This is a genomic window from Pseudoxanthomonas sp. CCNWLY206-1, from assembly GCF_039710385.1.
Classification (GTDB): domain Bacteria; phylum Pseudomonadota; class Gammaproteobacteria; order Xanthomonadales; family Xanthomonadaceae; genus Pseudoxanthomonas_A.
Window position 1 is genome coordinate 78,513 of sequence record NZ_JBDKXI010000006.1, and the last position, 22,014, is coordinate 100,526.

21 protein-coding genes are annotated in these 22,014 nt (G+C 63.7%); 11 read left to right on the forward strand and 10 right to left on the reverse strand.

Annotation, left to right across the window (positions count from 1 at the left end; translation table 11 throughout):
- Positions 1 to 322 precede the first annotated feature (322 nt).
- Together pyrF and AADW18_RS14295 are read right to left on the reverse strand one after the other, a co-directional pair.
- Positions 323 to 1,042, reverse strand: coding sequence for an orotidine-5'-phosphate decarboxylase (gene pyrF, locus AADW18_RS14290; protein WP_337344064.1), 720 nt, complete (start codon positions 1,040 to 1,042; stop codon positions 323 to 325).
- A complete protein-coding gene (locus AADW18_RS14295; protein ID WP_337344065.1) occupies positions 1,039 to 1,923 on the reverse strand; it encodes a 5'-nucleotidase, lipoprotein e(P4) family in 885 nt (294 codons plus the stop codon). The genes pyrF and AADW18_RS14295 overlap by 4 nt, the downstream gene beginning before the upstream one ends.
- Positions 1,924 to 2,036: 113 nt before the next feature.
- Here AADW18_RS14295 and AADW18_RS14300 point away from each other — a divergent pair, with 113 nt between their 5' ends.
- On the forward strand, positions 2,037 to 2,705 hold the full coding sequence (locus AADW18_RS14300) for a DUF480 domain-containing protein (RefSeq protein WP_337344066.1): 669 nt from the start codon (positions 2,037 to 2,039) through the stop codon (positions 2,703 to 2,705).
- Between the two features lie 31 nt (positions 2,706 to 2,736).
- Here AADW18_RS14300 and AADW18_RS14305 read toward each other — a convergent pair whose 3' ends face one another.
- From AADW18_RS14305 to AADW18_RS14315, 3 genes are all read right to left on the reverse strand, one after another.
- Entirely contained in the window at positions 2,737 to 3,279 is a 543-nt protein-coding gene (locus AADW18_RS14305) for a DinB family protein (protein WP_337344067.1), read from the reverse strand.
- A gap of 15 nt (positions 3,280 to 3,294) precedes the next feature.
- Positions 3,295 to 3,786: a GNAT family N-acetyltransferase gene (locus AADW18_RS14310; RefSeq protein ID WP_337344068.1), complete on the reverse strand. Its 492-nt coding sequence runs from the start codon at positions 3,784 to 3,786 to the stop codon at positions 3,295 to 3,297.
- A gap of 68 nt (positions 3,787 to 3,854) precedes the next feature.
- A complete protein-coding gene (locus AADW18_RS14315; protein WP_337344069.1) occupies positions 3,855 to 5,834 on the reverse strand; it encodes a UvrD-helicase domain-containing protein in 1,980 nt (659 codons plus the stop codon).
- Positions 5,835 to 5,910: 76 nt separating this feature from the next.
- Between AADW18_RS14315 and AADW18_RS14320 the strand changes: the two genes are divergently transcribed.
- Positions 5,911 to 6,534, forward strand: a complete 624-nt coding sequence (locus tag AADW18_RS14320) for a thymidine kinase (protein ID WP_337344070.1) — start codon at positions 5,911 to 5,913, stop codon at positions 6,532 to 6,534.
- Between the two features lie 9 nt (positions 6,535 to 6,543).
- On the opposite strand, the gene AADW18_RS14325 is transcribed toward AADW18_RS14320, so the two are convergent.
- The 4 genes from AADW18_RS14325 to AADW18_RS14340 all read right to left on the reverse strand — a co-directional run bounded on the left by AADW18_RS14325 (position 6,544) and on the right by AADW18_RS14340 (position 11,814).
- Entirely contained in the window at positions 6,544 to 9,348 is a 2,805-nt protein-coding gene (locus AADW18_RS14325) for a serine/threonine-protein kinase (RefSeq protein WP_337344071.1), read from the reverse strand.
- 105 nt (positions 9,349 to 9,453) lie between these two features.
- Positions 9,454 to 10,020 (reverse strand): ECF-type sigma factor, encoded by a 567-nt coding sequence (locus AADW18_RS14330; protein ID WP_337344072.1) that lies wholly within the window; start codon positions 10,018 to 10,020, stop codon positions 9,454 to 9,456.
- A 100-nt stretch (positions 10,021 to 10,120) separates the two neighbouring features.
- The gene (gene mutM / locus AADW18_RS14335; protein ID WP_337344073.1) at positions 10,121 to 10,933 is read right to left on the reverse strand and encodes a bifunctional DNA-formamidopyrimidine glycosylase/DNA-(apurinic or apyrimidinic site) lyase; all 813 of its coding nucleotides are present in this window, start codon (positions 10,931 to 10,933) and stop codon (positions 10,121 to 10,123) included.
- A 53-nt stretch (positions 10,934 to 10,986) separates the two neighbouring features.
- Complete coding sequence (locus AADW18_RS14340; protein WP_337344074.1) at positions 10,987 to 11,814, reverse strand: ATP-binding cassette domain-containing protein; 828 nt, start codon at positions 11,812 to 11,814, stop codon at positions 10,987 to 10,989.
- 190 nt (positions 11,815 to 12,004) lie between these two features.
- Here AADW18_RS14340 and AADW18_RS14345 point away from each other — a divergent pair, with 190 nt between their 5' ends.
- Together AADW18_RS14345 and AADW18_RS14350 are read left to right on the forward strand one after the other, a co-directional pair.
- Positions 12,005 to 13,207: a fatty acid desaturase gene (locus AADW18_RS14345; protein WP_337344075.1), complete on the forward strand. Its 1,203-nt coding sequence runs from the start codon at positions 12,005 to 12,007 to the stop codon at positions 13,205 to 13,207.
- A gap of 140 nt (positions 13,208 to 13,347) precedes the next feature.
- Positions 13,348 to 13,629, forward strand: a complete 282-nt coding sequence (locus AADW18_RS14350) for an EF-hand domain-containing protein (protein WP_337344283.1) — start codon at positions 13,348 to 13,350, stop codon at positions 13,627 to 13,629.
- Positions 13,630 to 13,866: 237 nt separating this feature from the next.
- Here the strand turns inward: AADW18_RS14350 and AADW18_RS14355 are convergent, their stop codons facing one another.
- Complete coding sequence (locus AADW18_RS14355) at positions 13,867 to 14,664, reverse strand: undecaprenyl-diphosphate phosphatase (RefSeq protein WP_337344076.1); 798 nt, start codon at positions 14,662 to 14,664, stop codon at positions 13,867 to 13,869.
- Positions 14,665 to 14,879: 215 nt separating this feature from the next.
- Here AADW18_RS14355 and glnA point away from each other — a divergent pair, with 215 nt between their 5' ends.
- The 7 genes from glnA to AADW18_RS14390 all read left to right on the forward strand — a co-directional run bounded on the left by glnA (position 14,880) and on the right by AADW18_RS14390 (position 22,010).
- Positions 14,880 to 16,289, forward strand: coding sequence for a type I glutamate--ammonia ligase (gene glnA / locus AADW18_RS14360; protein WP_337344077.1), 1,410 nt, complete (start codon positions 14,880 to 14,882; stop codon positions 16,287 to 16,289).
- Positions 16,290 to 16,463: 174 nt separating this feature from the next.
- Positions 16,464 to 16,592, forward strand: coding sequence for a hypothetical protein (locus AADW18_RS14365; protein ID WP_337344078.1), 129 nt, complete (start codon positions 16,464 to 16,466; stop codon positions 16,590 to 16,592).
- Between the two features lie 52 nt (positions 16,593 to 16,644).
- Complete coding sequence (locus tag AADW18_RS14370; RefSeq protein WP_056880236.1) at positions 16,645 to 16,983, forward strand: P-II family nitrogen regulator; 339 nt, start codon at positions 16,645 to 16,647, stop codon at positions 16,981 to 16,983.
- Between the two features lie 15 nt (positions 16,984 to 16,998).
- A complete protein-coding gene (amt, locus tag AADW18_RS14375) occupies positions 16,999 to 18,567 on the forward strand; it encodes an ammonium transporter (protein WP_337344079.1) in 1,569 nt (522 codons plus the stop codon).
- A 37-nt stretch (positions 18,568 to 18,604) separates the two neighbouring features.
- Entirely contained in the window at positions 18,605 to 19,681 is a 1,077-nt protein-coding gene (locus AADW18_RS14380; protein WP_337344080.1) for an ATP-binding protein, read from the forward strand.
- The gene (gene ntrC / locus AADW18_RS14385; protein ID WP_337344081.1) at positions 19,671 to 21,116 is read left to right on the forward strand and encodes a nitrogen regulation protein NR(I); all 1,446 of its coding nucleotides are present in this window, start codon (positions 19,671 to 19,673) and stop codon (positions 21,114 to 21,116) included. Before AADW18_RS14380 ends, ntrC begins: the two co-directional genes overlap by 11 nt.
- Positions 21,117 to 21,434: 318 nt before the next feature.
- Positions 21,435 to 22,010 carry a superoxide dismutase family protein gene (locus AADW18_RS14390; protein WP_337344082.1) on the forward strand — a complete coding sequence of 192 codons (576 nt, stop codon included), beginning with the start codon at positions 21,435 to 21,437 and terminating at the stop codon, positions 22,008 to 22,010.
- The last annotated feature ends 4 nt before the right edge of the window (positions 22,011 to 22,014 follow it).

A 22,014-nucleotide genomic window follows, 5' to 3' on the forward strand; every position in this document is an offset into this window, starting at 1 on the left:
TCAAGTCTTGCTGCGCTTGCCATCTGGCGCGCCTGTGGTGCTCGTGTCCGGGTACCTGCGCTCCGGCTCCGCCACGCGCCGCCCGCATCAGGCGCGGGGCAGGCTCTGGATCGCCGCGACTGGGAACAGGTTCTCAGACACGCCCCCGCCCATAAAAAAAGAGGCCATGCTTTCTTGCGAAAGCAGAGGGCCTCTCAAATCCAGCCGAAGCCGGAGGACGATGTTGTGGCACATTTCCGGCCGAAGCCGGACGCGGCAAGACTACCGAGCCAGGTAATTTAATGCAATACCTGAATTATATGTATGTAACTATTTGATTTTTTTAAAAACAGTCCGCTATTTCGCGCTGAATAGCTTCGGCCGCCGCACGCGGATCAGCTGCCTGACTGATGGGCCGGCCCACCACAATGGCGTCGGCGCCCCGCCGGAAGGCCTCGGCCACGCCCACGGTTCTTTTCTGATCGTCGCCGACGGGCCCGCCCGGGCGGATGCCGGGGCAGACGATATCGAAGCCTGGCCCGGTTGCGGCGCGGATGACCCCGGCTTCCTGGCCGGACGCGATGACGCCATCGATGCCGGCCGCTTGCGCCGCCAGTGCGCGCTGGACGACGACTTGCTCCGGGGTCCCGTCGATACCCATCCGCTGCAGATCCGGGCCATCCATCGAGGTCAGCACGGTGACTGCCAGCAGCCGCAGTTCGCCACTGCGCGCCGCTGCAGCGGCCTCCATCATGCCGGCGTGCCAGCCGTGGATGGTGCAGTAGGTGACCGGCCAGCGCGACAGTCCACGGATCACGCCCGCCACCGTAGCGGGAATATCGAAGAACTTGAGATCCACGAATACGCGCTTGTCGCGTTTGGCCAAGGCGTCCAGCACGGCGAAGTACTCGCCGGAGGCCAGCAGTTCCATGCCGATCTTGTAGAACGCCACCGAGTCGCCCAGCCGCTCCACCCACGCCAGCGCGTCGGCGCCGCTCGGTGCATCGAGGGCGAAGATCAGGCGTTCGTGATTGCCAAGGCGCAAAGGCGCGCGCGCGCTCACGGCGCGTAGTCCAGGGCGTCGCGCTTGGACTGGCTGCGTGCCGCTGCTGGGAGCGCCCAGTCGTTGTTGAACAGCGCGGGCTCCCAAGAGCCGTAGGTCGGATTGGGCAGCATCCACCAACGCTCGCCAAACCAATCGGCGTATTCGTCATACAGCGGGTCGCGGCCGTCGCGGGTATTCGCCAGCACCTGCACGAAGTCGCCGATCTGGTCGCCGAACTGCATCAGCACCCGGTATTTCTGCCCGGCCAGCCTGCGGCGGCAATTCTTTTCCGAACCATTCTGTTCGCAGCCTTGCACGGTCGTGCCCAGGCCCAGGAATACGCTGTCGTCCGGTACCGGCAAGCCCGCGGCGCGCAAATTGGCCAACGTGGCGTCCTTCAAATGCACGGCTCGGTTGGACACGTACAGGATGGTCACGCCCTTCGCGCTGGCGGCCTTGGCGAAATCGACCACGCCCGGCAGCGGTTTGGCTTTCTTTTCAGCGACCCACTGGTCCCAGCTCACTTCGTCGTATTCCTTGCCGTCGCGAATCAGCCGCGCTTGATAGGGCGAGTTGTCCAGCACGGTTTCGTCCACGTCCATGATCACCGCTGGCTTCAGCCCGGCGATGCTGTTGCCGCGCTCGTCCGGCACCAGCGCATCCCAGTTCTTTTCCTTCAGCGCCGCATCCAGATGATCGGCGGCCGCACGATAGGTTTGCTCGCTGAGCGCTTTGTACTCCACCGAGGTCTGCACCCAGGCGACGGCGTTGAGATTGTCGTGGGAACTGCTGGCGCCGGTCACCGGAGCGGCGGCCGGCGCGGCCGCTCCGGGTGCTTCAGTGCGCTTGCAGGCGGATAGGGCGAAGGCAGTACAGGCGGCGAGTACAAGCAGGCGCATGGTCGATTCTGGAGATGAAAACCTGCGCAGTTTACCGGCTGAAAATGAAATCGCGTCAATTTGGCGCAATGCGGGTGGGCTATCCTGACGCGCTATAACAGGGAGAAGACCTTATGGAAACCGCCAGCGAGACCTCGCGTGACCTGCCGCTACTGACCGTCAACGAAGCGCGTCTGTTGGGATGCCTGATCGAGAAAGAGGCCACGACGCCGGATACCTATCCACTGACCGTCAATTCAGCCCAATCGGCTGCCAACCAGAAAACGGCGCGCGATCCGGTGATGTCGCTCGATACCGGCGAGGTGAACCACACCTTGCGTCAACTGGAGCAAAAGGCGCTGGCACGGCAGGTGTTTTCCACGCGAGCCGAGCGCTACGAACACCGGACCGGCACCTATTTCGGGCTGCCGAAGCAGCAAGTGGTGTTGATAGGTTTATTGCTGCTGCGCGGGCCGCAGACCGCGCCTGAACTGCTGGCGCGCAGCGAGCGGCTATTCAAATTCGCCGATATCGAAGACCTCCGCCATCACCTCGACAGGTTGATCCAGCGCCAGCCCGCGTTGGCGGTGCAAATTCCCCGTGGCCCAGGACAGCGCGAAGATCGCTACATGCACTTGTTGAATGGCCCGGTGGACGTCGAGGCGATCGCCGCACGAGCGTCGGCTGGTTCGATGGCGTCGGCGGCGTCGCCGGAACTGGAGGAGCGACTACAGGCATTGGAAGCCGAAGTGGCTGAACTGCGCGAGCAACTTGCGCAGCTGCAGACTCGCTTGGGCGAATAGTTCGGGGCAACGCCCCGACGCTTCACCGACTTCAGGAGTCCAGTGCGTTTGGTGTGCGCACCAGCAGATCCGTCACGCCGACATCCGCACCTGCTTGCGACAGCAGCGTGGTGACCTGCCCGCGGTGATGGGTCTGGTGATTGAAGAAATGTGCCAGCACATCGGACACGACGCGTCGCGCCGCCACGCCCTGCATGCTGGTGTAATCCAGTGCCGATCCCAGCATCGCTTCGTCCAGTGAATCGGTCCACGCCAGAATGATCTGGTCCAATCGTTCCCGTTGTTCGCGCAGTTGCGCCAAGTCGGGATAAGGCATCGCATCCAGCGCGGATGGCGTGGGAATGTCATCCAATGACGCCAAGGCTTCAGGATGCGACGGATGCGCGCGGAATCGCTTGAGCCAGATCGTATCGGCGACAACCAGGTGATTCAGTGTGCCCAGGATGGATTTGAAGAACGCACCGCGGTCTGCGATCAAAGCCTCATGTGGCAGCTTCGCCGCGGCGTCGTAGAGTTTGCGATTCATCCACTGGTTGTAGTCGGCGAGGAGCGCGTAATGAGAATGCATGGACATGATGGTTACGGTTCCTCAAAGCTCGGCTATCTGCAACGAGACCTGTTTGCCGTTCGCCAGCCATTCCCGCCCGACTTCGCGAAAGCCATAGCGCGCATGAAAACGCTGGGACACCTCGTTGAGCGGCTCCGAATAAAACTCGCAAACCACCTTCGCAATACCGGCGGCACGCGCGAACGCAAACAGATCGTCGTACAACGCCGCGCCGTATCCGCGTCCTTGCCGGGTCGCCGAGACCGCGATCCTGTCGATGTAAAGAAAGCGGTCGTAGCGTTCGGAGAACCAGCGATAGTTGGGACTGTCGTAGTCGGCACTTTCGCGGAAGACCAGCAGGAAGGCGCCGACGCCGTCATCGTCCACCGCGATACGGTGGTAGGCGGCTTGTGTATCCAGCTGGCGCAGCCTCTCGGCGTCCATCGGACTCAGTAGATGTTCGGATTCCAGATTCAGGGCGAGGATCGCCGCATGATCGGTATCGACCGCGTCGCGGATGGTCGTGGTGTTCATCGTGACGTACTCCTGCTGCCTCAAGGCGCCTGCTGTCTCAAGACGATATGTTCAAAGGCCGGGACGCATCATCCATCCAGCAATGCTTGAATGGCCGACAGGCCCGCGCTCGCTCTTTCTTTCTTGCGTGCCGCATCGGCCACCGGGTCGGCGCCATCGCGCTGCAACTCCGTTTGCGGCAACTCGTCCAGGAACCGGCTGGGCTGCAGGCGCATCCGCTCGCCGAAGCGCCGCGTTTCGCGGTTGTAGCTCAGCCACAACGCTTCCTTTGCGCGCGTGATGCCGACGTACATCAAGCGACGTTCCTCGGCCAGATTGCCTTCTTCCAGGCTGGCTTCGTGCGGCAACGTGCCGTCCTCGCAGCCGATGATGAAGACATAGCGGAATTCCAGGCCCTTGGCCGCATGCAGGCTCATCAGCCGCACTTGGTTACCGCCGTCGTCCTTGTCGTTGCGCGACAGCAAAGCCAGTTGCGCAGCCAGATCGCCGGCGCTACTGCCGCGGGGGCCGCCTTCGAACCAGTCCGCCAGTTCATCCAGGTTGGCACGCCGGCGGGCGAAGGAAGCGTCATCCTTGCACTGCGCGCGAAGTTCCGCGAGCAGGCCCGAACGTTCGCTCAGGCGCTTCACCAGTTCGGCCGGCGGTAGCTCGTCGGCGTGATGGCGAAGATCGCGAACGATATCGTTGAACGCGCTGAGTCCGTTCGCCGCCCGTGGCGGCAATGCCTTCAACGCGCCCATCGACTCGGCGGCGCGCGACATCGGCATGTGGGCGTGCTGGGCCATTTCCGCCAGCTTGGCCAACGACGTGGCGCCGACTTCGCGCTTGGGCGACTGCACCGCGCGCAGGAACGCCGCATCGTCATCGGGATTCACCAGCAACCGCAGCCATGACAGTGCGTCTTTTACTTCCTGACGTTCCAGGAAAGCCGTGCCCCCGGTCAGATGGTAAGGAACGCGCACCAGCTGCAACGCTTTTTCCAGAGGGCGCGACTGATGATTGCCGCGGAACAGGATGCAGAAATCGCTCCATGGCGCACCGCGCGCGGTATTCAGGAAGGCGATTTCTGCTGCGATGCGCTCGGCTTCGTGCTCGTTGTCGCGGCATTCCCAGATGCGGATACGTTCGCCATCGGGCTGGTCGCTCCAGAGTTTCTTCGGGTGCTCGTGCGGATTGTTGGCGATCAGCGTATTCGCCGCGCGCAGCACGCGATTGCTGCAGCGGTAGTTCTGCTCCAGCTTGATGATCTCGAGCTTGGGGTAGTCCTTGGCCATCTGCAGCAGGTTGTCGGGATTGGCGCCGCGCCACGCGTAGATGCTCTGGTCATCGTCGCCCACGCAGGTGAAATCGCCGCGCGTACCGGCCAACATCTTGAGCAGGCGGTATTGCGCATCATTGGTGTCCTGGCATTCGTCGACCAGCAGGTAGCCGATGCGTTCGCGCCAGCCAGCGGCGATTTCCGCATTGCCTTCCAGGATCTGCACCGGCAGGCGGATCAGGTCGTCGAAGTCGACGGCATTGAACGTGGATAGCCGCGCCTGGTAGCGCGCGTACAGCTGCGCCGCTTCCCGCTCGCGCGTGGTCTGCGCGGCCGCCATGGCTTCTTCCGGCGAAAGCCCGGCGTTCTTGGCGCGCGAGATCAGTCCTTTGGCCGCTTCCACCGCATCAGGCTTGGCGCCGGTCATCAGATCCTTCAGCTGGGCGGCGCTGTCATCGGCATCGAAGATCGAAAAGCCGCGCTTCAAGCCAGCAGCGGCGTGTTCGATCTGCAGGAACTTCAGCCCCAGCGCGTGGAAGGTGCAGATGGTCAGCCCTTCGGCAGCATCGCCCTTGATGCGCTTGCTGACACGCTCGCGCATTTCCTTGGCGGATTTGTTGGTGAAGGTGATGGCCGCGATGCGCTTGGCCGGGATGCGCCCGGACGAGATCAGATGCGCGATCTTTTCCACGATCACCCGCGTCTTGCCGCTGCCGGCACCAGCCAGCACCAAGAGGGGGCCGTGGGTATGCGCAACGGCGGCGCGTTGGGGGGGGTTGAGACCGTGCATCGTGTCGTCCGCGAGGGCAGGCATTGTAGCGGACGGCGCGGGCCATTCCAGGCACTCCAGGCGCTAAAATCGCCGGATGGCCAAACTCTATTTCTACTATTCGGCGATGAATGCCGGAAAGACCACCACGTTGTTGCAATCCGCACACAACTACCGCGAGCGCGGGATGCGGGCGGCAATCCTGACACCCCGGCTGGACCATCGCGCCGGAAGCGGCACGGTGGCGTCGCGGATTGGGTTGAGTGCTCAAGCCGTGACCTTCGAGCGCGAGACCGATCTGGAGGCGGTGATACGGGCCGACATCGCCGCGCAAGGCAAGCTGCATTGCGTGTTGGTGGACGAGGCGCAGTTCCTCAGTCGCGCGCAGGTATGGCAGCTTAGCGAAGTGGTCGACGAGTTGGGCATTCCGGTGCTTTGCTATGGCTTGCGCACGGATTTCCGCGGCGAATTGTTCGAAGGCAGCCAGTATCTGCTGGCCTGGGCCGATGAGCTGATAGAGATAAAAACCATCTGCCACACCGGCAAGAAAGCCACGATGACCGTGCGTGTCGATGAGCGTGGCCACGCCGTGCAGGAAGGGCCGCAAGTGGAGATCGGCGGCAACGAACGCTACGTGTCGGTCAGCCGCGCGGAGTACAAGAAAATCGCACGCGGCGAAGGACGTATCGATCCGCTGCAGGCGCCGCTCCCGTTTGCGTAGGCTGATCAGTCAACCACAACGCATCCGAAGTTGCTCGGCTTCGCGGGGAATCAGTCCGCCATTTGGCTGGGCTACCCGCAATTCCGCGATCAGCGCATCCAGGTCTCGTTTGGCGCGGTCGCGTTCGCCGTTGCCGCAGCGGATTTCCGCGGCGTAGGTGCGGGCGCGCCAGCGTAGTTTGGGAGCTTCGCTGCCATCTCCCGGCGTCTTTGCCAGTGCATCCAACTGCGCCAGCGCTTCCGCCGATCCGCCGTGCTTGGCCAGGTAGCGCGCCAGCGAGAGTTCTGCGAACAACGTGCGAGGATGCCCGGATCCATAGCCGACGCGGGTGAGCTTGAGCGCAAGGTCGAAGTGCTCCATCGCGCCTTCGCCATCGCCCTTCGCCGCAAGTACCTCGCCGATCATGCGATCGGTATCGCCCACCAGGGGATGGCTGGCGCCGAACAAGGCGGCGCGCAAGCGGCGCGATTCGTTCAGTGCGGCCAATGCTTCGTCCTCTCGGCCGGCGCTGTGCAGGACCATGCCGTAGTTGAACAGGCCGCCCGGCAGTTGCTGGACACTGTCGGGCCCGCGCCAGATATCCACTGCGCGCCCTATCCGTTCGATAGCGGCTTTTGCGTCGCCGCGTTCCCAAGCCAGGATGCCCAGCGAATTCCAGCTGGACGCCGATTCGCGGTGTGCGGGTCCTTGTGCGGCGATGGTCAGGTCGTGCAGCTTGCGTATCTGTTCCTCGGCTTCGTCAAAACGGCCCAGATCGATGTGCACCGCAGCCATCTGGCGGCGGACGGCAATGGTGTTCGGATGTTGTGGGCCGTGGATATCGTTGGCCAACGCCAGTGCGCTGTCGAGTGTCTTCAGCGCGGTCTGGGTCTCGCCACGATTGCGATACAGGACGGCCAGACTGCGCTGGATATCGACGGTGGATGGATGGCGGTCTCCCGCATGCCGCTGCAGATGAGCCAGCGCTTCGCCATATCGACGGATCGCGCCTTCGGAATTGCCCGAGTCGCTGTCCAGCGTGGCCAGATCCAGCATGTTCTCGGCCACACCGGTTTCGTCTTTCAGGTCGCGGCGAATGGCTAGTGAGCGTTCGAACAACGGACGTGCGGCCTGGCGTTCGCCAACCGCGCGCCGGCAGCGGCCATTCTGGGATAGGAATTCCGCTGTTTGCTGAGGCAGCTGCAACAACATGCGCGACGCTTGCGACTCGAGTGGCGCCATCAATGCGAGGCATTCCCGCGATCGCCCCAGCAGTCGCAATACGCGCCCGCGCTGGATGACCGATTCCAAGCGCAGACTCTGCGGTACCGCATCCAGACCGACCAGTAAACGGCTTTGCTTTTCCAGCAGGGCGTTCGCTTCCCGGTAGTCGCCCAGGCCGATGCGCAGCCGTGCGATCACCCCCAGGAGCTCGGCGTGCGCCAGCGGCTGATGGGCCAGTTCGTGTTCGCCGCGGCGCTCGCCGGCGGACAACAATTCCCGCACATCGAACGCGTTGCCCTGTTGCGCGGCACCGGCGTTGTCGAACAAGCCGATGACGAAATCCTGCATGGCTTGCGCGCGCGTGGCTTCACGCACCGCTTGCTGTCCCTGCCAGATGCTGACGCCCAGTGCGGACAGCAGTACCAGCGTCGCAAAACTGCCCGCCGCCAGTGACCAGCGGTGGCGTGACAGATATTTGCCGGCGCGGTAACCCAAGGTCTGCCGACGCGCGTGCACCGGCCGGCCTTTCAGGTGGCGCTGCAGATCCAATGCCAGCGCTTCCACCGACGGATAACGCTGTTCCGGCGGCTTCTCCAGCGTCTTCAGCAGGATGGCGTCCAGATCGCCGGCAAGCCGCCGCGCATTGCGTCGGGTTTCCAGGCATTGGGTACGGCCGCCATCGGGCCCGCGCTGCGCGGCCACCGAAGGTTTGAGCGGCTCGACCGCAAGAATGGCTTCTTCCCACTCCGCGTCGGTCTGCCTGCGCAGGCGATAAGGCTTGGTGCCCGCCAGCAGTTCGTACAGCACCACGCCCAGCGAATACACGTCGGTCATGGCGGTAACCGGTTCGCCGCGTACCTGCTCCGGCGCCGCGTAGTGCAGGGTGAAAGCGCGCACCTCCGAGCGTGGATGGGCCGGCACCGGCTCGGGGTCGTCCAGCAGCTTGGCGATGCCGAAATCCAGCAGCCGCACCTGGCCGTCGGGAGTCACCAGGATGTTGGAAGGCTTGAGGTCGCGGTGAACGATCAGATTGGCATGCGCATGACTGACCGCTTCGCAGACCTGCAGGAACAGGTCCAAGCGTGCGTCCAGCGACAGCTTGCGGGCCTCGCTGTAGTCGGTGATCGGCACGCCTTGCACGTATTCCAGCGCCAGGTAAGGCTGGCCCTCGCTGCCGATGCCGGCATTCATCAGTCGTGCGATGTTGGGATGCGCCAACCGTGCCAGGATTTCGCGTTCGCGAGTGAAGCGCAGACGCAAATTGGGATCGGCCAATCCCGGCCGCAGCAGCTTCAGCGCGACCAGGTGGTGATACATGCCATCAGCGCGGGTGGCCAGCCACACCATGCCCATGCCACCTTCGCCCAGTATCGACTCCAGCCGGTACGGACCCATCATGGTGCCGGCTTGCAGCTGCCCGGGGTGATCCATCAACGGCTGCCCCATGAACTCTTCGCTGCCGTCTTCCAGCGCCAGCAATTTTTCCAGCTCCTCGGCCAACGCGGGATCTTCGGCGCGCAGGATGCTCAACCGCTGCGCGCGCGCGGGCGGTTCCAGTTCCAGCAGTACGTCCAGCAGAGGGGACAGGCGTTGCCAGCGCTCAACGTCCATGTGGGCTACCCGGTTTGGAGCGGGTTACGCACATGGGGATGAGGTGCAAGAGTGCATGGCACTGCGACCGCCACTTTCGTGCTCATCCCCAACTTCATGACAGGCCTAGTCTTCCTGCATCGCAGCAAGCAGGAACAGACGGGCTTTCTGCCAGTCGCGGCGAATGCTGCGTTCGGAACGTTGCAGCAGCTCGGCGATTTCCAGCTCGGACAAACCGGCGAAGTAGCGCAGTTCGACGACCTTGGCGAGACGCTCATCGGCTTGCGCCAATTGGTCCAGGCCGGCGTTGAGCGCCAGCAGGTTTTCGTCCACACGAATGCCGCCTTCCACTTCCTCCGGAATATCGGCCACGCGCTTGAGATCACCGCCACGCTTGCGCGCCAGGCGGCTGCGCGCGTAGTCGACGACCACGCTGCGCATCGACGAGGCGGCGTAGGCGAAAAAGTGCGCGCGGTCTTCGAACTTGGCGTTGCCGCCGGTGCCGATGAGCTTCAGGTAGGACTCGTGCACCAGGGCGGTGGCGTCCAGTGTGTAGCCATGCTGGCCCGACAGCTGCCGGCGCGCCATGGTGTGCAGTTCCTGGTAAAGCGTGGACAGCACACGGTCCAGCGCGGCACGGTCCCCTTTGCGGGCCGAGTCCAGCCAGAGCGTGATATCGGATGAGTCGGCCATCTGTTTCCCCTCGACGCCAGGGCCAGAATATAGCGGTAAACCTGACGTCTGCGTATCGGCTGATAGGGACGGAGACGATTGTCCTATGGCCAAGCGAGGGTCATCGCTGGCAGTGGCCGCACCAGACGGTGGCGCGCTGACCGATGCTGGCTTGTTTCAATGGCCGGCCGCATTGGCGGCAAGGTTCGCCGCCGCGGCCATAGACCAGGAGTTCCTGTTCGAAGTATCCCGGAGCGCCGTCCGGGCTGATGAAGTCGCGCAGGGTGGTGCCGCCGCGGATGATCGCGTTGGCCAGGATCGCCTTCACGGCGTCCGCCAGGGCGGCGTAGCGCTCGCGCGAGACCTTCCCCGCCGCACGCAGCGGGGATATGCCGGCGCGGAACAGGCTTTCGGCCGCATAGATATTGCCTACGCCCACCACCACCGCCTGATCCATCAGGAAGGTCTTCACCGGTGCCTTGCGACCGCGGCTGAGTGCGAACAGATAGTCGCCATCAAAGTCGTCGGACAACGGCTCCGGCCCCAACCCTTGCAGCAGCGGATGTACCTGCCCCTGCGGCTGCCACAGCAGACTGCCGAACCGGCGCGGATCGTTGAAGCGCAGTACCCGGCCGGAGCTGAGCGCGACGTCGACGTGGTCGTGCGCGCTGACTGGCGTGCTGGCGGGTAGCACCCGCAGGCTGCCCGACATGCCCAGATGCAGCAGCGCGCTGCCGGTGTCCGCTTCCAGCAGCAGGTACTTGGCGCGCCGGTGCACCGCGGCGATGCGCTGGCCGGGCAGCTCACGCGCGATCTCTGGCGGGATTGGCCAGCGCAGGTCGGGCCGGCGCAGCGTCACGCCGCTGACGCGCTTGCCTTCGACATGCGGCGCCAGACCTCGGCGGGTGGTTTCGACTTCGGGTAGTTCGGGCATGGAGAGCCGGGAATGGGGAAGTGGAAAAGCAGAAAAGCGAAAGCGGGCGTGCGTCAGTGATGGCTGGCGTAGAAGCGGTCTTCTTCGCGGCGGATGTGTAATGGCCCGCCGTAGGCGAACGAAAGGTTTTCGGAAGTGAGCGTGTCTTCGCGTGAGCCGTCCGCGACGACGCGCCCTCCGCGCAACAGCACGACCCGGCCGATTTCCGGGACGATCTCTTCGATATGGTGGGTCGCCAGCACCAGGGTGACGCCTTGCCGCGCCAGCTCGCGCAGCAAGCTCAGGAAATGCTGCTGCGAAACCAGGTCCAGTCCGGTGGTGGGTTCGTCCAGCAGCAAGGCCCGCGGACGGTGCACCAAGGCGCGCGCAATCAGCACCCGTCGCGTTTCACCGGTGGAAAGTTCGGCCAGGTAGCGATCGGCGAGCGCTACAGCGTCCATCCGCGCCAATGCGCCACGGGCGCTAGCGTGCATCTCCGGCGTGGGTTCGCAGTCCGGTGGCAGCACGAAAGTGGCGAAGTAACCGCTCAGCACGGCGTCCATCACCGTCAGCTGCGGCATATCCAGCAGGTCGCGGGTAAGGTCGCCGGTCACTACGCCCAGTTGCGTACGCAATTGACTGACGTTCCAGCGCGCCAGGCCCAGCACTTTTACCGGTGTCTCGCCTTCGCGCGCCAAGGGGTACAACTCGCGATTGATCAGCTTGATGAAGCTGGATTTGCCACAGCCGTTTGGGCCCAGCAACGCCGTGTGCTGGCCAAGTGCGATCCGCAGCGATAGCTCATGCAGCGCTACCGCCGAACCCCGCACCACCGTGGCGCGATCCAGTTCGATCAAAGGAGAAGAAACGTGCGAAAGCGCGGGATCTGTGGAGGAGGGCATTTGATTCTGTTGTGAGGAAATAGGTGCCGGTCGTCTGCTTCCATAGCCAGTAGCGCGGCACATTCACATGCACTCACACGGCCTGAATACCATACGCTGGCGACGGGTGAAGTTTGACCTGTCAAACGCCATTATTATGCGGCTGGCCCCCACTGATCCGCGCTGGCGCCTTTGCCCTGGAGCTCCTGCAATGCCTGATTCACTGTACAACTTCCTCATCGGGGGCCTGGCGGGTCTCGGTTGGGCCGGCCTGCTGGTCGTGTTGCTGGTTTTCACCCAGCTGACTATCTTCTCGGTGACGTTGTATCTGCACCGCAGCCAGGCGCATCGCGGCGTCGATTTCCACCCGCTGCTCAATCATTTCTTCCGTTTCTGGACCTGGCTCACCACGTCCATGATCACCAAGGAATGGGTCGCCATTCATCGCAAGCATCACGCGAAGGTGGAAACCGAGGAAGACCCGCATAGCCCGCAGTTCAAGGGCATCAAGAATGTGTTCTGGCGCGGCGTCGAGCTGTACCGTGAAGCGCGCTGGCAGCGGGCCGACATCGAACAATACGGCAAGGGCGCGCCGGACGATTGGCTGGAGCGTCACCTGTATACGCCGCATGCCACGATGGGGCCTACCGCGCTGTTGTTCATCAATTTCGCGCTGTTCGGCATCCCCGGTATCACCCTCTGGGCGATCCAGATGGCGTGGATTCCGTTCTGGGCCGCCGGCGTGGTTAATGGCCTGGGCCATTGGTGGGGCTACCGCAATTTCGAATCCGCCGACACCTCCGCTAATCTCACGCCGTGGGCGGTGTGGATTGGCGGCGAAGAACTGCACAACAACCATCACGCCTTTCCCAGTTCCGCGCGCTTCTCGATGCGCCGCTGGGAGTTCGACATCGGTTGGGCGATGATCAAAGGCCTGGAGAAGGTCGGACTGGCGAAGGTGCTGCGCGTCGCGCCCACTCTGGACATTCGGCCGAACATCTCGGTGCCCGATACCGACACGTTGAAAGCGTTGCTTTCACATCGCTTCCTCGCCATGACCGACTACCAGCGCAACGTGCTGAAGCCGGCATTGAAAGAGGAAGCCGCCCTGGCCGGTGCGAAGCTGCGCAAGCTGCTGCCACGTCGCTTGCGCAAGGGACTGGTCGACGATGGCCGCTGGTTGAAGCCGGATGCACGCGAGCAGTTGCAGCGCTGGGTATCTCAGCGGCCGCGCATTCGCACACTGGTCGAATATCGCGCCAGCCTCGCCGCCTTGCTGGAAGCGCGCAGCAATGACGCGAGCGAGCGGCTGAAGCAGTTGCAGGCCTGGTGCCATGAGGCCGAAGCCAGCGGCATCCGCGTGCTGCAGGATTATTCCGCGCGCTTGAAGGGTTACGCGTTGGCGGCGCATTGATGCCGCCTCCTAGCCGAAATGCTCGCGATCACGGTAGGACCGCCGTCTCGGCGCGAGCTTTTGCATTGTTGGATAAAAAGCTCACGCCGGGACGGCGCTCCTACGTCGTAGGTTTGTTGATTTTCCTGCCGATCGCGGCGATGGCTCAGGTCAACGCCACCAGCGACTATCTGGCGCGCATGGACAACGACCACGATGGCCGCGTTGGCCCGACCGAATTCCTTGACTGGATGAGTTACGCCTTCGATGCGCGCGACAGCAACCGCGATGGCGTGCTCAGCGCCGATGAGCTGCCGGGTGGCCGTGGACAATCCATCACCCGCGATCAGCACCGCGAGCGGTTAGCCGCCACGTTCAAGAAGCAGGACACGAATGGCGACGGATACCTCAGCGCCAGGGAGCTGGCGGCGCCACCGCAATGATGTCCGCACCCACCAGGTAGGAGCGCCGTCCCGGCGCAAGCTTTTTGCTTCTACCGCGATCCGGCAGCAAGAGCTCGCGCCGGGACGGCGCTCCTACAAAAAGCGAAGGTCGCTCGGCAGCAGCCAGGCATCTCCCCGCCGGCATCACCTCTCGTAGAGCGGAGCTTGCTCCGCTGCTTTTCGATCGAGCATTCCGAGCAAGAGCAGCGGAGCAAGCTCCGCTCTACGAGAAAAGCTTCAGCTTCCTGCCGGCATCAACAGCAACAGCAATCCGCCCAGCACGATCCGGTACACCGCGAAGCCGGTGAAACGGTGCGCCTTGATGTAGCCCAGCAGCCATTTCACTACGACAAAACCGGTGGCCGTTGCCGCTGCGAAGGCCAGGCCCACGGCCGCCCAGTTCTCCTGGCTCACATCGCCTTCCATCAGCAGTTCCAGGAACGCATAGCCGCTCGCGGCGAACATGGTGGGGATGCCGACCAGGAACACGAACTCCGTAGCGGCAGAGCGGCGGCTGGTGCCCGCCAGCATCGCCATGAAGATCGCCGCCGCCGAACGCGAGGTGCCGGGGAATACGCCCGCCACCACCTGCGCCAGCCCGACCAGTACGGCCACTTTCCAGGTGATCTGCCATTGGTCGTCGCCACGGCGTTCGGCGAAATGCTCCGCCACCAGCATCCATACGCCGCCCAGGATCAGTGCCCAGGCTATTGGCGTGACCGTCTCGGGCAACTCCCAGCCGGCCAGCCGCACCGGCAATCCCACCAGCGCCGTCACCAGGAACGCGACGATGAGCTTGGCCACGTAGTCGCGGTTGGCCGCATCGCGCCAGCCTGTGGCCAGATCCCACAGGCGCTGCCGGAACACCAGCGTGATCGCCAGGATGGCGCCGGCCTGGATGACGATGTTGAAGAAGTCCGAGCGCGCGCCCAGCCAGTGCTGGACGATCAGAAGGTGGCCGGTGCTGGAGATCGGGAGGAATTCAGTAAGGCCCTCGATGATGCCGAGCAGCAGGGCGGCAAGAAGATCGGTCATGGACAAGTCGGTTGGGGGTCGAGGCTTTCAAGGATAGAGGAAAACTGTTGCGCCCCAGATTGGGGATCAATAGTGGGATGTTGAACCACAATGGTGCAAAATCGTTGTTACATTTGGTCAGCACGCCAACAAAATCAATGAGTTATTGGTTCCATGAGGTTGGCACGTCCCTTGCTCTCAAGCAGGCACGTTCATATCCAACCTGAGGTTCCAAGATGTCTGCGGACAATGTTGAAAAGCTGATCAAGGACAACAAGGTCGAATTCGTCGACCTGCGCTTTGCCGATGTTCGGGGCGTGCAGCACCACGTGACTTTCCCGGCCAACATCGTGGAGCCTGCCCTGTTCGAAGACGGCAAGATGTTCGACGGCAGTTCGATCAGTGGCTGGAAAGGCATCAACGAATCCGACATGGTGCTGCTGCCGGACCCCAGCACCGCGTATCTGGACCCCTTCTCCGCCGACCCCACCGTCATTCTGGTGTGCGACGTGCTGGACCCGGCCACCATGCAGAGCTACTCGCGCTGCCCGCGCGGCGTCGCCAAGCGCGCCGAGTCCTACCTGAAGTCCAGCGGCATTGCCGACCAGGCGTTCTTTGGTCCGGAGCCGGAATTCTTCATCTTCGATTCGGTGCGCTACGCCAATGAAATGGGCAACACCTTCTTCAAGATCGATTCCGAAGAAGCGGCCTGGAACAGCGGCACCAAGTACGAAGGCGGCAACAGCGGCTATCGCCCCGGCGTGAAGGGCGGTTACTTCCCGGTGCCGCCGGTCGACTCGCTGCACGACATCCGCGCGGAGATGTGCAAGACGCTGGAGCAGATCGGCATCGAAGTCGAAGTGCACCATCACGAAGTGGCTACCGCCGGCCAGTGCGAGATCGGCACCAAGTTCAACTCGCTGGTCAAGAAAGCCGACGAGCTGCTGGCCATGAAGTACATCATCAAGAACGTGGCGTTCCGCAACGGCAAGACCGCGACCTTCATGCCGAAGCCGATCGTCGGCGACAACGGCAGCGGCATGCACGTGCACCAGTCGCTCGCCAAGGGCGGTACCAACCTGTTCACCGGTGACGGCTATGGCGGCCTGTCGCAGATGGCGCTGTGGTACATCGGCGGCATCTTCAAGCACGCCAAGGCGATCAACGCGTTCGCCAACTCGGGTACCAACAGCTACAAGCGTCTGGTTCCGGGTTTCGAGGCGCCGGTGATGCTGGCTTACTCGGCGCGCAACCGCTCGGCGTCGTGCCGCATTCCGTGGGTGTCCAATCCGAAGGCGCGCCGCATCGAGATCCGCTTCCCGGATCCGCTGCAGACCGGCTACCTCACCTTCACCGCGTTGATGATGGCCGGCCTGGACGGCATCAAGAACCAGATCGACCCGGGCGCACCGAGCGACAAGGATCTGTACGACCTGCCGCCGGAAGAAGAGAAGAACATCCCGCAGGTTTGCTCCAGCCTGGATCAGGCCCTGGAAGCGCTGGACACGGATCGCGAGTTCCTCAAGGCCGGCGGCGTGATGAGCGACGACTTCATCGACGGCTACATCGCACTGAAGATGCAGGAAGTGACCAAGTTCCGCGCGGCTACCCACCCGTTGGAATACCAGCTGTATTACGCGAACTGATCGAAGCAACCGCTTCAGCCGAGTTCTTGCGGCGATGGCGACGGCCCACCCCTCCCACCCGTCGCCATCGCCGCACCCTCACCCCGGCTGGGGAGCCGGGGCAACACCGCAAGACCCATCTGTTATCGCGTCATGGAGATCGCAACAGCCCACGGGGAACACCAGGAGAGATTCATGAACCGCACCTCCCTCCCACGTCATCCGTTCTCGCCGCAAGTCACCGCGGTGGCAACGGCTGCGGTTCGTGCATCGCTTCGCACCGACATCGTGAGCGCCAGGGGGTTGCGCACGCAGGTGTACTGAACTTGCCGGCCGGCGTTGGCCGGCCGGTTCCATCCACCATCGGGGTATGCGCATGAAACTGATCACCGCCATCATCCGGCCGTTCAAGCTTGACGAGGTACGAGAATCCTTGTCGCAAGCGGGCGTGTCCGGCATCACCGTCACTGAAGTCAAAGGCTTCGGTCGGCAAAAGGGCCACACCGAGCTCTACCGCGGCGCCGAGTACGTCGTCGATTTCCTGCCCAAGATCAAGATCGAAACCGTCGTCACCGACGAGCGCCTGGATGCCGTCATCGAGGCCATCCAGCAAGCCGCCGGCACCGGCAAGATCGGCGACGGCAAGATCTTCGTCACTACCATCGATCAGGTCATTCGCATCCGCACCGGCGAAGTCGGCGCGGACGCACTTTAAACCTCGGAGCCCTACATGAAGACTCGACTGTTCTCCGGGTGGAAAACCCGTGCACAAATGTTGTGCCTGGCCGCGCTATGCGGCGTGATGGCGGCTGGTGTTGCAGTGAACGCGGTGGCGCAAGACGCTGCGGCTGCGCCAACTACCGATGCACCCGCCGTGGCCGAAGCCGCTCCCACTCCTGCCACGGACGCCGCCGCATCAGCTGCTGCGCCACCGCCTGCCGAAGCGGCTGCTGCCGAACCTGCCGCTGAAGAAGCGGCGCCTGCTCCTTCCATCAGCAAACCTGACACCGTGTGGGTACTGATGTCCGCGGCGCTGGTGATCTTCATGACGCTGCCCGGGCTCGCGCTGTTCTATGGCGGCCTGGTGCGTTCGAAGAACGTGCTGTCGATCCTGGTGCAGAATCTGGCGGTGTTCTCGCTGGTCGCCGTGCTCTGGGCGCTATACGGCTACAGCGTGGCCTTTACTGAAGGCACGCCGTTCTTTGGTGGCTGGGATCGCCTGTTCGCCAAGGGACTGGACGCCGCGTCCATCGGGGCGACGTTCACCAAGGGCGTGTACATCCCGGAGCTGGCGTTCTTCGTGTTCCAGGGCGCATTCGCCTGCATCACTTGTGCACTGATCGTCGGCGCCTTCGCCGAGCGCGTGAAGTTCGCCGGCGTGATGCTGTTCACCGTGCTGTGGTTCACCTTCGCCTATCTGCCGATGGCGCACATGGTGTGGTTCTTCCCCGGCCCGGATGCATTCACCGACGCCGATGCCGCGACCGCCGCGCTGTCCAAGTCCGGTTTCCTGTTCGCCAAGGGCGCGCTGGATTTCGCCGGTGGCACCGTGGTGCACATCAATGCCGCGATCGCGGGCCTGGTGGGCGCATTCGTGATCGGCAAGCGCACGGGCTACGGGCGTGAGGCGATCAAGCCGCACAACCTGACCCTGACCATGGTCGGTGCTTCGATCCTGTGGTTCGGCTGGTTCGGCTTCAACGCCGGTTCTGCGCTGGAAGCGGGCGGCGTGGCGGCTATCGCCTTCGTCAACACCTTCCTGGCCACGGCCGCGGCGGTAGTGGCGTGGACGCTGGTGGAATGGATCACCAAGGGCAAGCCGTCGCTGCTGGGTGCGGCATCGGGTGCGGTGGCCGGTCTGGTTGCCATCACGCCGGCGGCGGGTTTCGTCGGCCTCAACGGCGCACTGGCCATCGGCGCCATCGCCGGCGTGCTGTGCCTGTGGGGCGTGAATGGCCTGAAGCGGATGCTCGGCGCTGACGACAGCCTGGACGTGTTCGGCGTGCATGGCGTGGGCGGTATCACCGGTGCGTTGCTGACCGGCGTGTTCGCGGCCCCGTCGCTGGGCGGTGCAGGCATCTGGGACTACGTGACCGAGACCGCGCTGACCGAGTACTCCATCGGTTCGCAGGTGTGGATCCAGGCGCAGGGCGTGCTGATCACGGTTGTGCTGTCCGGTGTGGTGGCGCTGGTGTCCTACCTGATCGTGAAATACACGGTAGGCCTGCGCGTGCCGGAAGAAGCCGAGCGCGAGGGTCTGGACATCACCTCGCATGGCGAATCGGCCTACGAGGCCTGATCAGTAACCGGGGACGGCTTTGCACTAAACTGGTGCAATGACGTCCCCGGGTTCTTCCACTGTGCCTTTCGACCCCACCACCGACGCACTCAACACGCCGGTGGCCTGGGCGGACGTCGCCGGACATATCCGGGGCGTCAATCCCGCCTTCGCCCGCTGGTTGGGCGTCAGTACGCGGCGTTTGCTGGGGCAACCCCTGGCGGCGCTCGAAATAGAAGGCGATGCCATGGCCCGTTTTTTGGAAAACACCGATCGCGACGTGCTGCGCCTGCATCGCATGGCGCTGGGCATGCCTGGCGAATCGCCCGTATTCGCGGAAGGCTGGTTGTCGCGGCTGGACGGCGACGGTTGGCTGCTGGAGGCGCATCCGGTGGATGAGTTTCCGGCCATAGATCCTGCCCAGGCGTTGCCAAACGCCCTGAGTGCGGCGCTGAAAGGACTGGCGCACGAACTGCGCAATCCTTTGGCCGGCTTGAAGGGCGCGGCGCAATTGCTGGCCCGGCGCGCCAGCCACCGTAACGACAATGAAGACGAGCGCGAACTGATCGGCTTGATCGAGTCCGAGATCGAACGCTTGAACGGCCTGCTGGAACAACTGCTGTCGCCTTCGCCGCAGCGTCCCCATGCCGAGCTGAACATCCATGTCGTGCTGGAGCGCGTGTTGCGCCTGGCCGAAACCGAAGGCGGCTGGTCCGTGCGCATACAGCGCGACTACGACCCCAGCCTGCCCGAACTATCCGGCGATGCCGACCGCCTCACGCAAGCCGTGTGGAACCTGGTGCGCAACGCGATCCAGGCCGGCGCAGCCAGCATCATCATGCGTACGCGGGTGGAACGCAGCTCGCGCATCCACGATCACCTGCATGCGATGGCATTGCGGGTGGAGATCATCGACGACGGCCGCGGGGTGCCGGAAGAATTGGCCGAACACTTGTTCCTTCCCTTGGTCAGCGGCCGCGCCGAAGGCAGTGGTCTGGGTCTGGCGCTGGCACAGCAGGTCGCACGCGAGCATCGCGGCACGCTGACCTATCGCTCGCGGCCTGGACATACCGTCTTCACTTTGCTGTTGCCGCAGGCGTCCAACGAAACCGACGAGGAACGTCATGTCCACTGAACGGAATTCCGAACACGGCGCACCCGGCGACGCCCAGCGCATTTGGGTGGTCGATGACGACCGCTCGGTACGCTTCGTACTGGCCACCGCACTACGCGACGCCGGTTACGCGGTGGATGGGTTCGACAGCGCGGCGGCAGCCTTGCAAGCGCTAAGCGCGCGAGGCGCACCGGATCTGTTGTTTACCGACGTGCGCATGCCGGGTGATGACGGCTTGGTACTGCTCGACAAGTTGAAAGCCAGTCACCCGCACCTGCCCGTCATCGTGATGTCGGCCTATACCGATGTCGCCAGTACCGCCGGTGCGTTTCGTGGCGGTGCGCATGAATTCCTGTCCAAGCCTTTCGATCTCGATGACGCCGTCGCGTTGGCGGCCCGCACGCTTCCAGACGCAGCGATAGCGGCCGAGATACCCCCCGATCCGGGATCTGTCGCCACCGGCACTCCCCAGCTGATCGGCGACACGCCCGCCATGCGCGCGCTGTTCCGCGCCATCGGCCGCTTGGCGCAGGCGCCATTGTCGGTGCTGATCAACGGCGAGACCGGTACCGGCAAGGAGTTGGTGGCACACGCGCTGCATCAGGAGTCGCCGCGTTCGCGCAAGCCTTTCGTCGCTTTGAACACGGCGGCCATTCCGGCCGAACTACTGGAAAGCGAATTGTTCGGCCACGAAGCCGGCGCATTCACTGGTGCGCAACGCCGGCACATCGGCCGCTTCGAACAGGCCGATGGTGGCACGTTGTTCCTGGATGAGATCGGCGATATGCCGTTGCCGCTGCAGACGCGGCTGTTGCGCGTATTGGCCGAAGGCGAGTTCTTCCGCGTCGGCGGACGCGAGTTGATCCGCGTGGACGTGCGGGTGATCGCCGCCACCCATCAACACCTGGAAGCATTGGTGGCCGAAGGGCGTTTTCGTGCGGACTTGCTGCATCGATTGGACGTGGTGCGGCTGCAACTGCCGCCACTGCGCGAACGCCGCGGCGATGTGCCGCAACTGGCCGAGAACTTCCTCGCCATCGCCACCCGCAAGCTGGATATTCCCAGCAAACGCTTCGCGCCCACCGCGCTGGGCGCACTGCAAGCCTACGACTGGCCCGGTAATGTGCGCGAACTGGAAAACGTGTGCTGGCGGCTGGCGGCGCTGGCGCCCGGTGACATCATCACCCTGGCCGACATGGAGGGCGCGCTCTCGCAAGGCACGGCGGTTTCGGCGCAGGTCGAAGAATGGGACGCCGCACTGGCGGGCTGGGCACGCCGGCGGTTGTCGGAAGGCGCGGAATCGCTGCACGCCGAAGCGCGCGAACGTTTCGACAAAACGTTGTTGGAAGTGGCGCTGCAGTTCACGCACGGCCGACGCGCAGAAGCGGCGACGCGGCTTGGCGTCGGCCGCAATACCGTCACCCGCAAGCTGGGCCCAGGCCGCAAGCGTTCGTAACGCTTAGTTGCCGAAATCACCAGCCGTAGCGCGCGTGTTGCACGCGCGGATCTTGAAAAACCATGTAGGAGCGTCGTCCCCCGGCGCGAGCTTTTGCTCCTACCGCACATCAAGGAAGAGCTCGCGGCGAGACGCCGCTGCTACACAGCGGCCGGCAAAGCGGCGACCATGACGCTGGTCTGTGCCGCATGCCTTTCATTGCATACACATGGCGCTGCGGTTACGGTGCGTCATTCCATCCTTGCCCTCACCCAGACCGCGAGAGAAAGAACGCACTCACGCTGCTTGAGTGCCGCATCCACAGAAAGGAGGATTTCCATGCGTATCACCGTGCAGACCGCCGCCGTTGCTACCGTTCTGTTTGTCACCGCTTGCGGTACTTCTCCCAAGCCGGCTGCCCCCGCCGCGCCGGCGGCGGAAGTACCGACCACCAGCACCGCCAAGCAGGCGGTCGCCAATCTCGCTTCCGCCTCCGGAAGCCTGGTCAGCGGCAAGGTCACGCTGGTGCCGATGGGCAAAGGTGTGCATATCACCGGCGTGGTCGGCGGGTTGCCGCCCAGCAGCCCGCACGGTTTTCATGTGCACGAGAAGGGCGACTGCAGCGCGGTCGACGCCACCAGTGCCGGTCCGCACTTCAATCCCTTCAATACTCCGCATGGCAAGACGGATGCGGGCGCGCATCACGCTGGCGACATGAACAACATCACGACCGATGCCGAAGGTGTAGCGAAGATCGATGTGCATCTGACAGGCGTCACGCTGGGCGGCGGCGCCGTCAATGACATCGCCAACCGCGCATTGATCGTGCATGCCGCACCAGACGACTATGCCAGCCAACCAGCCGGCAACGCAGGCGCGCGCGTGGCTTGCGGCGTGATCAAGGTTATTCAGTAGTCAC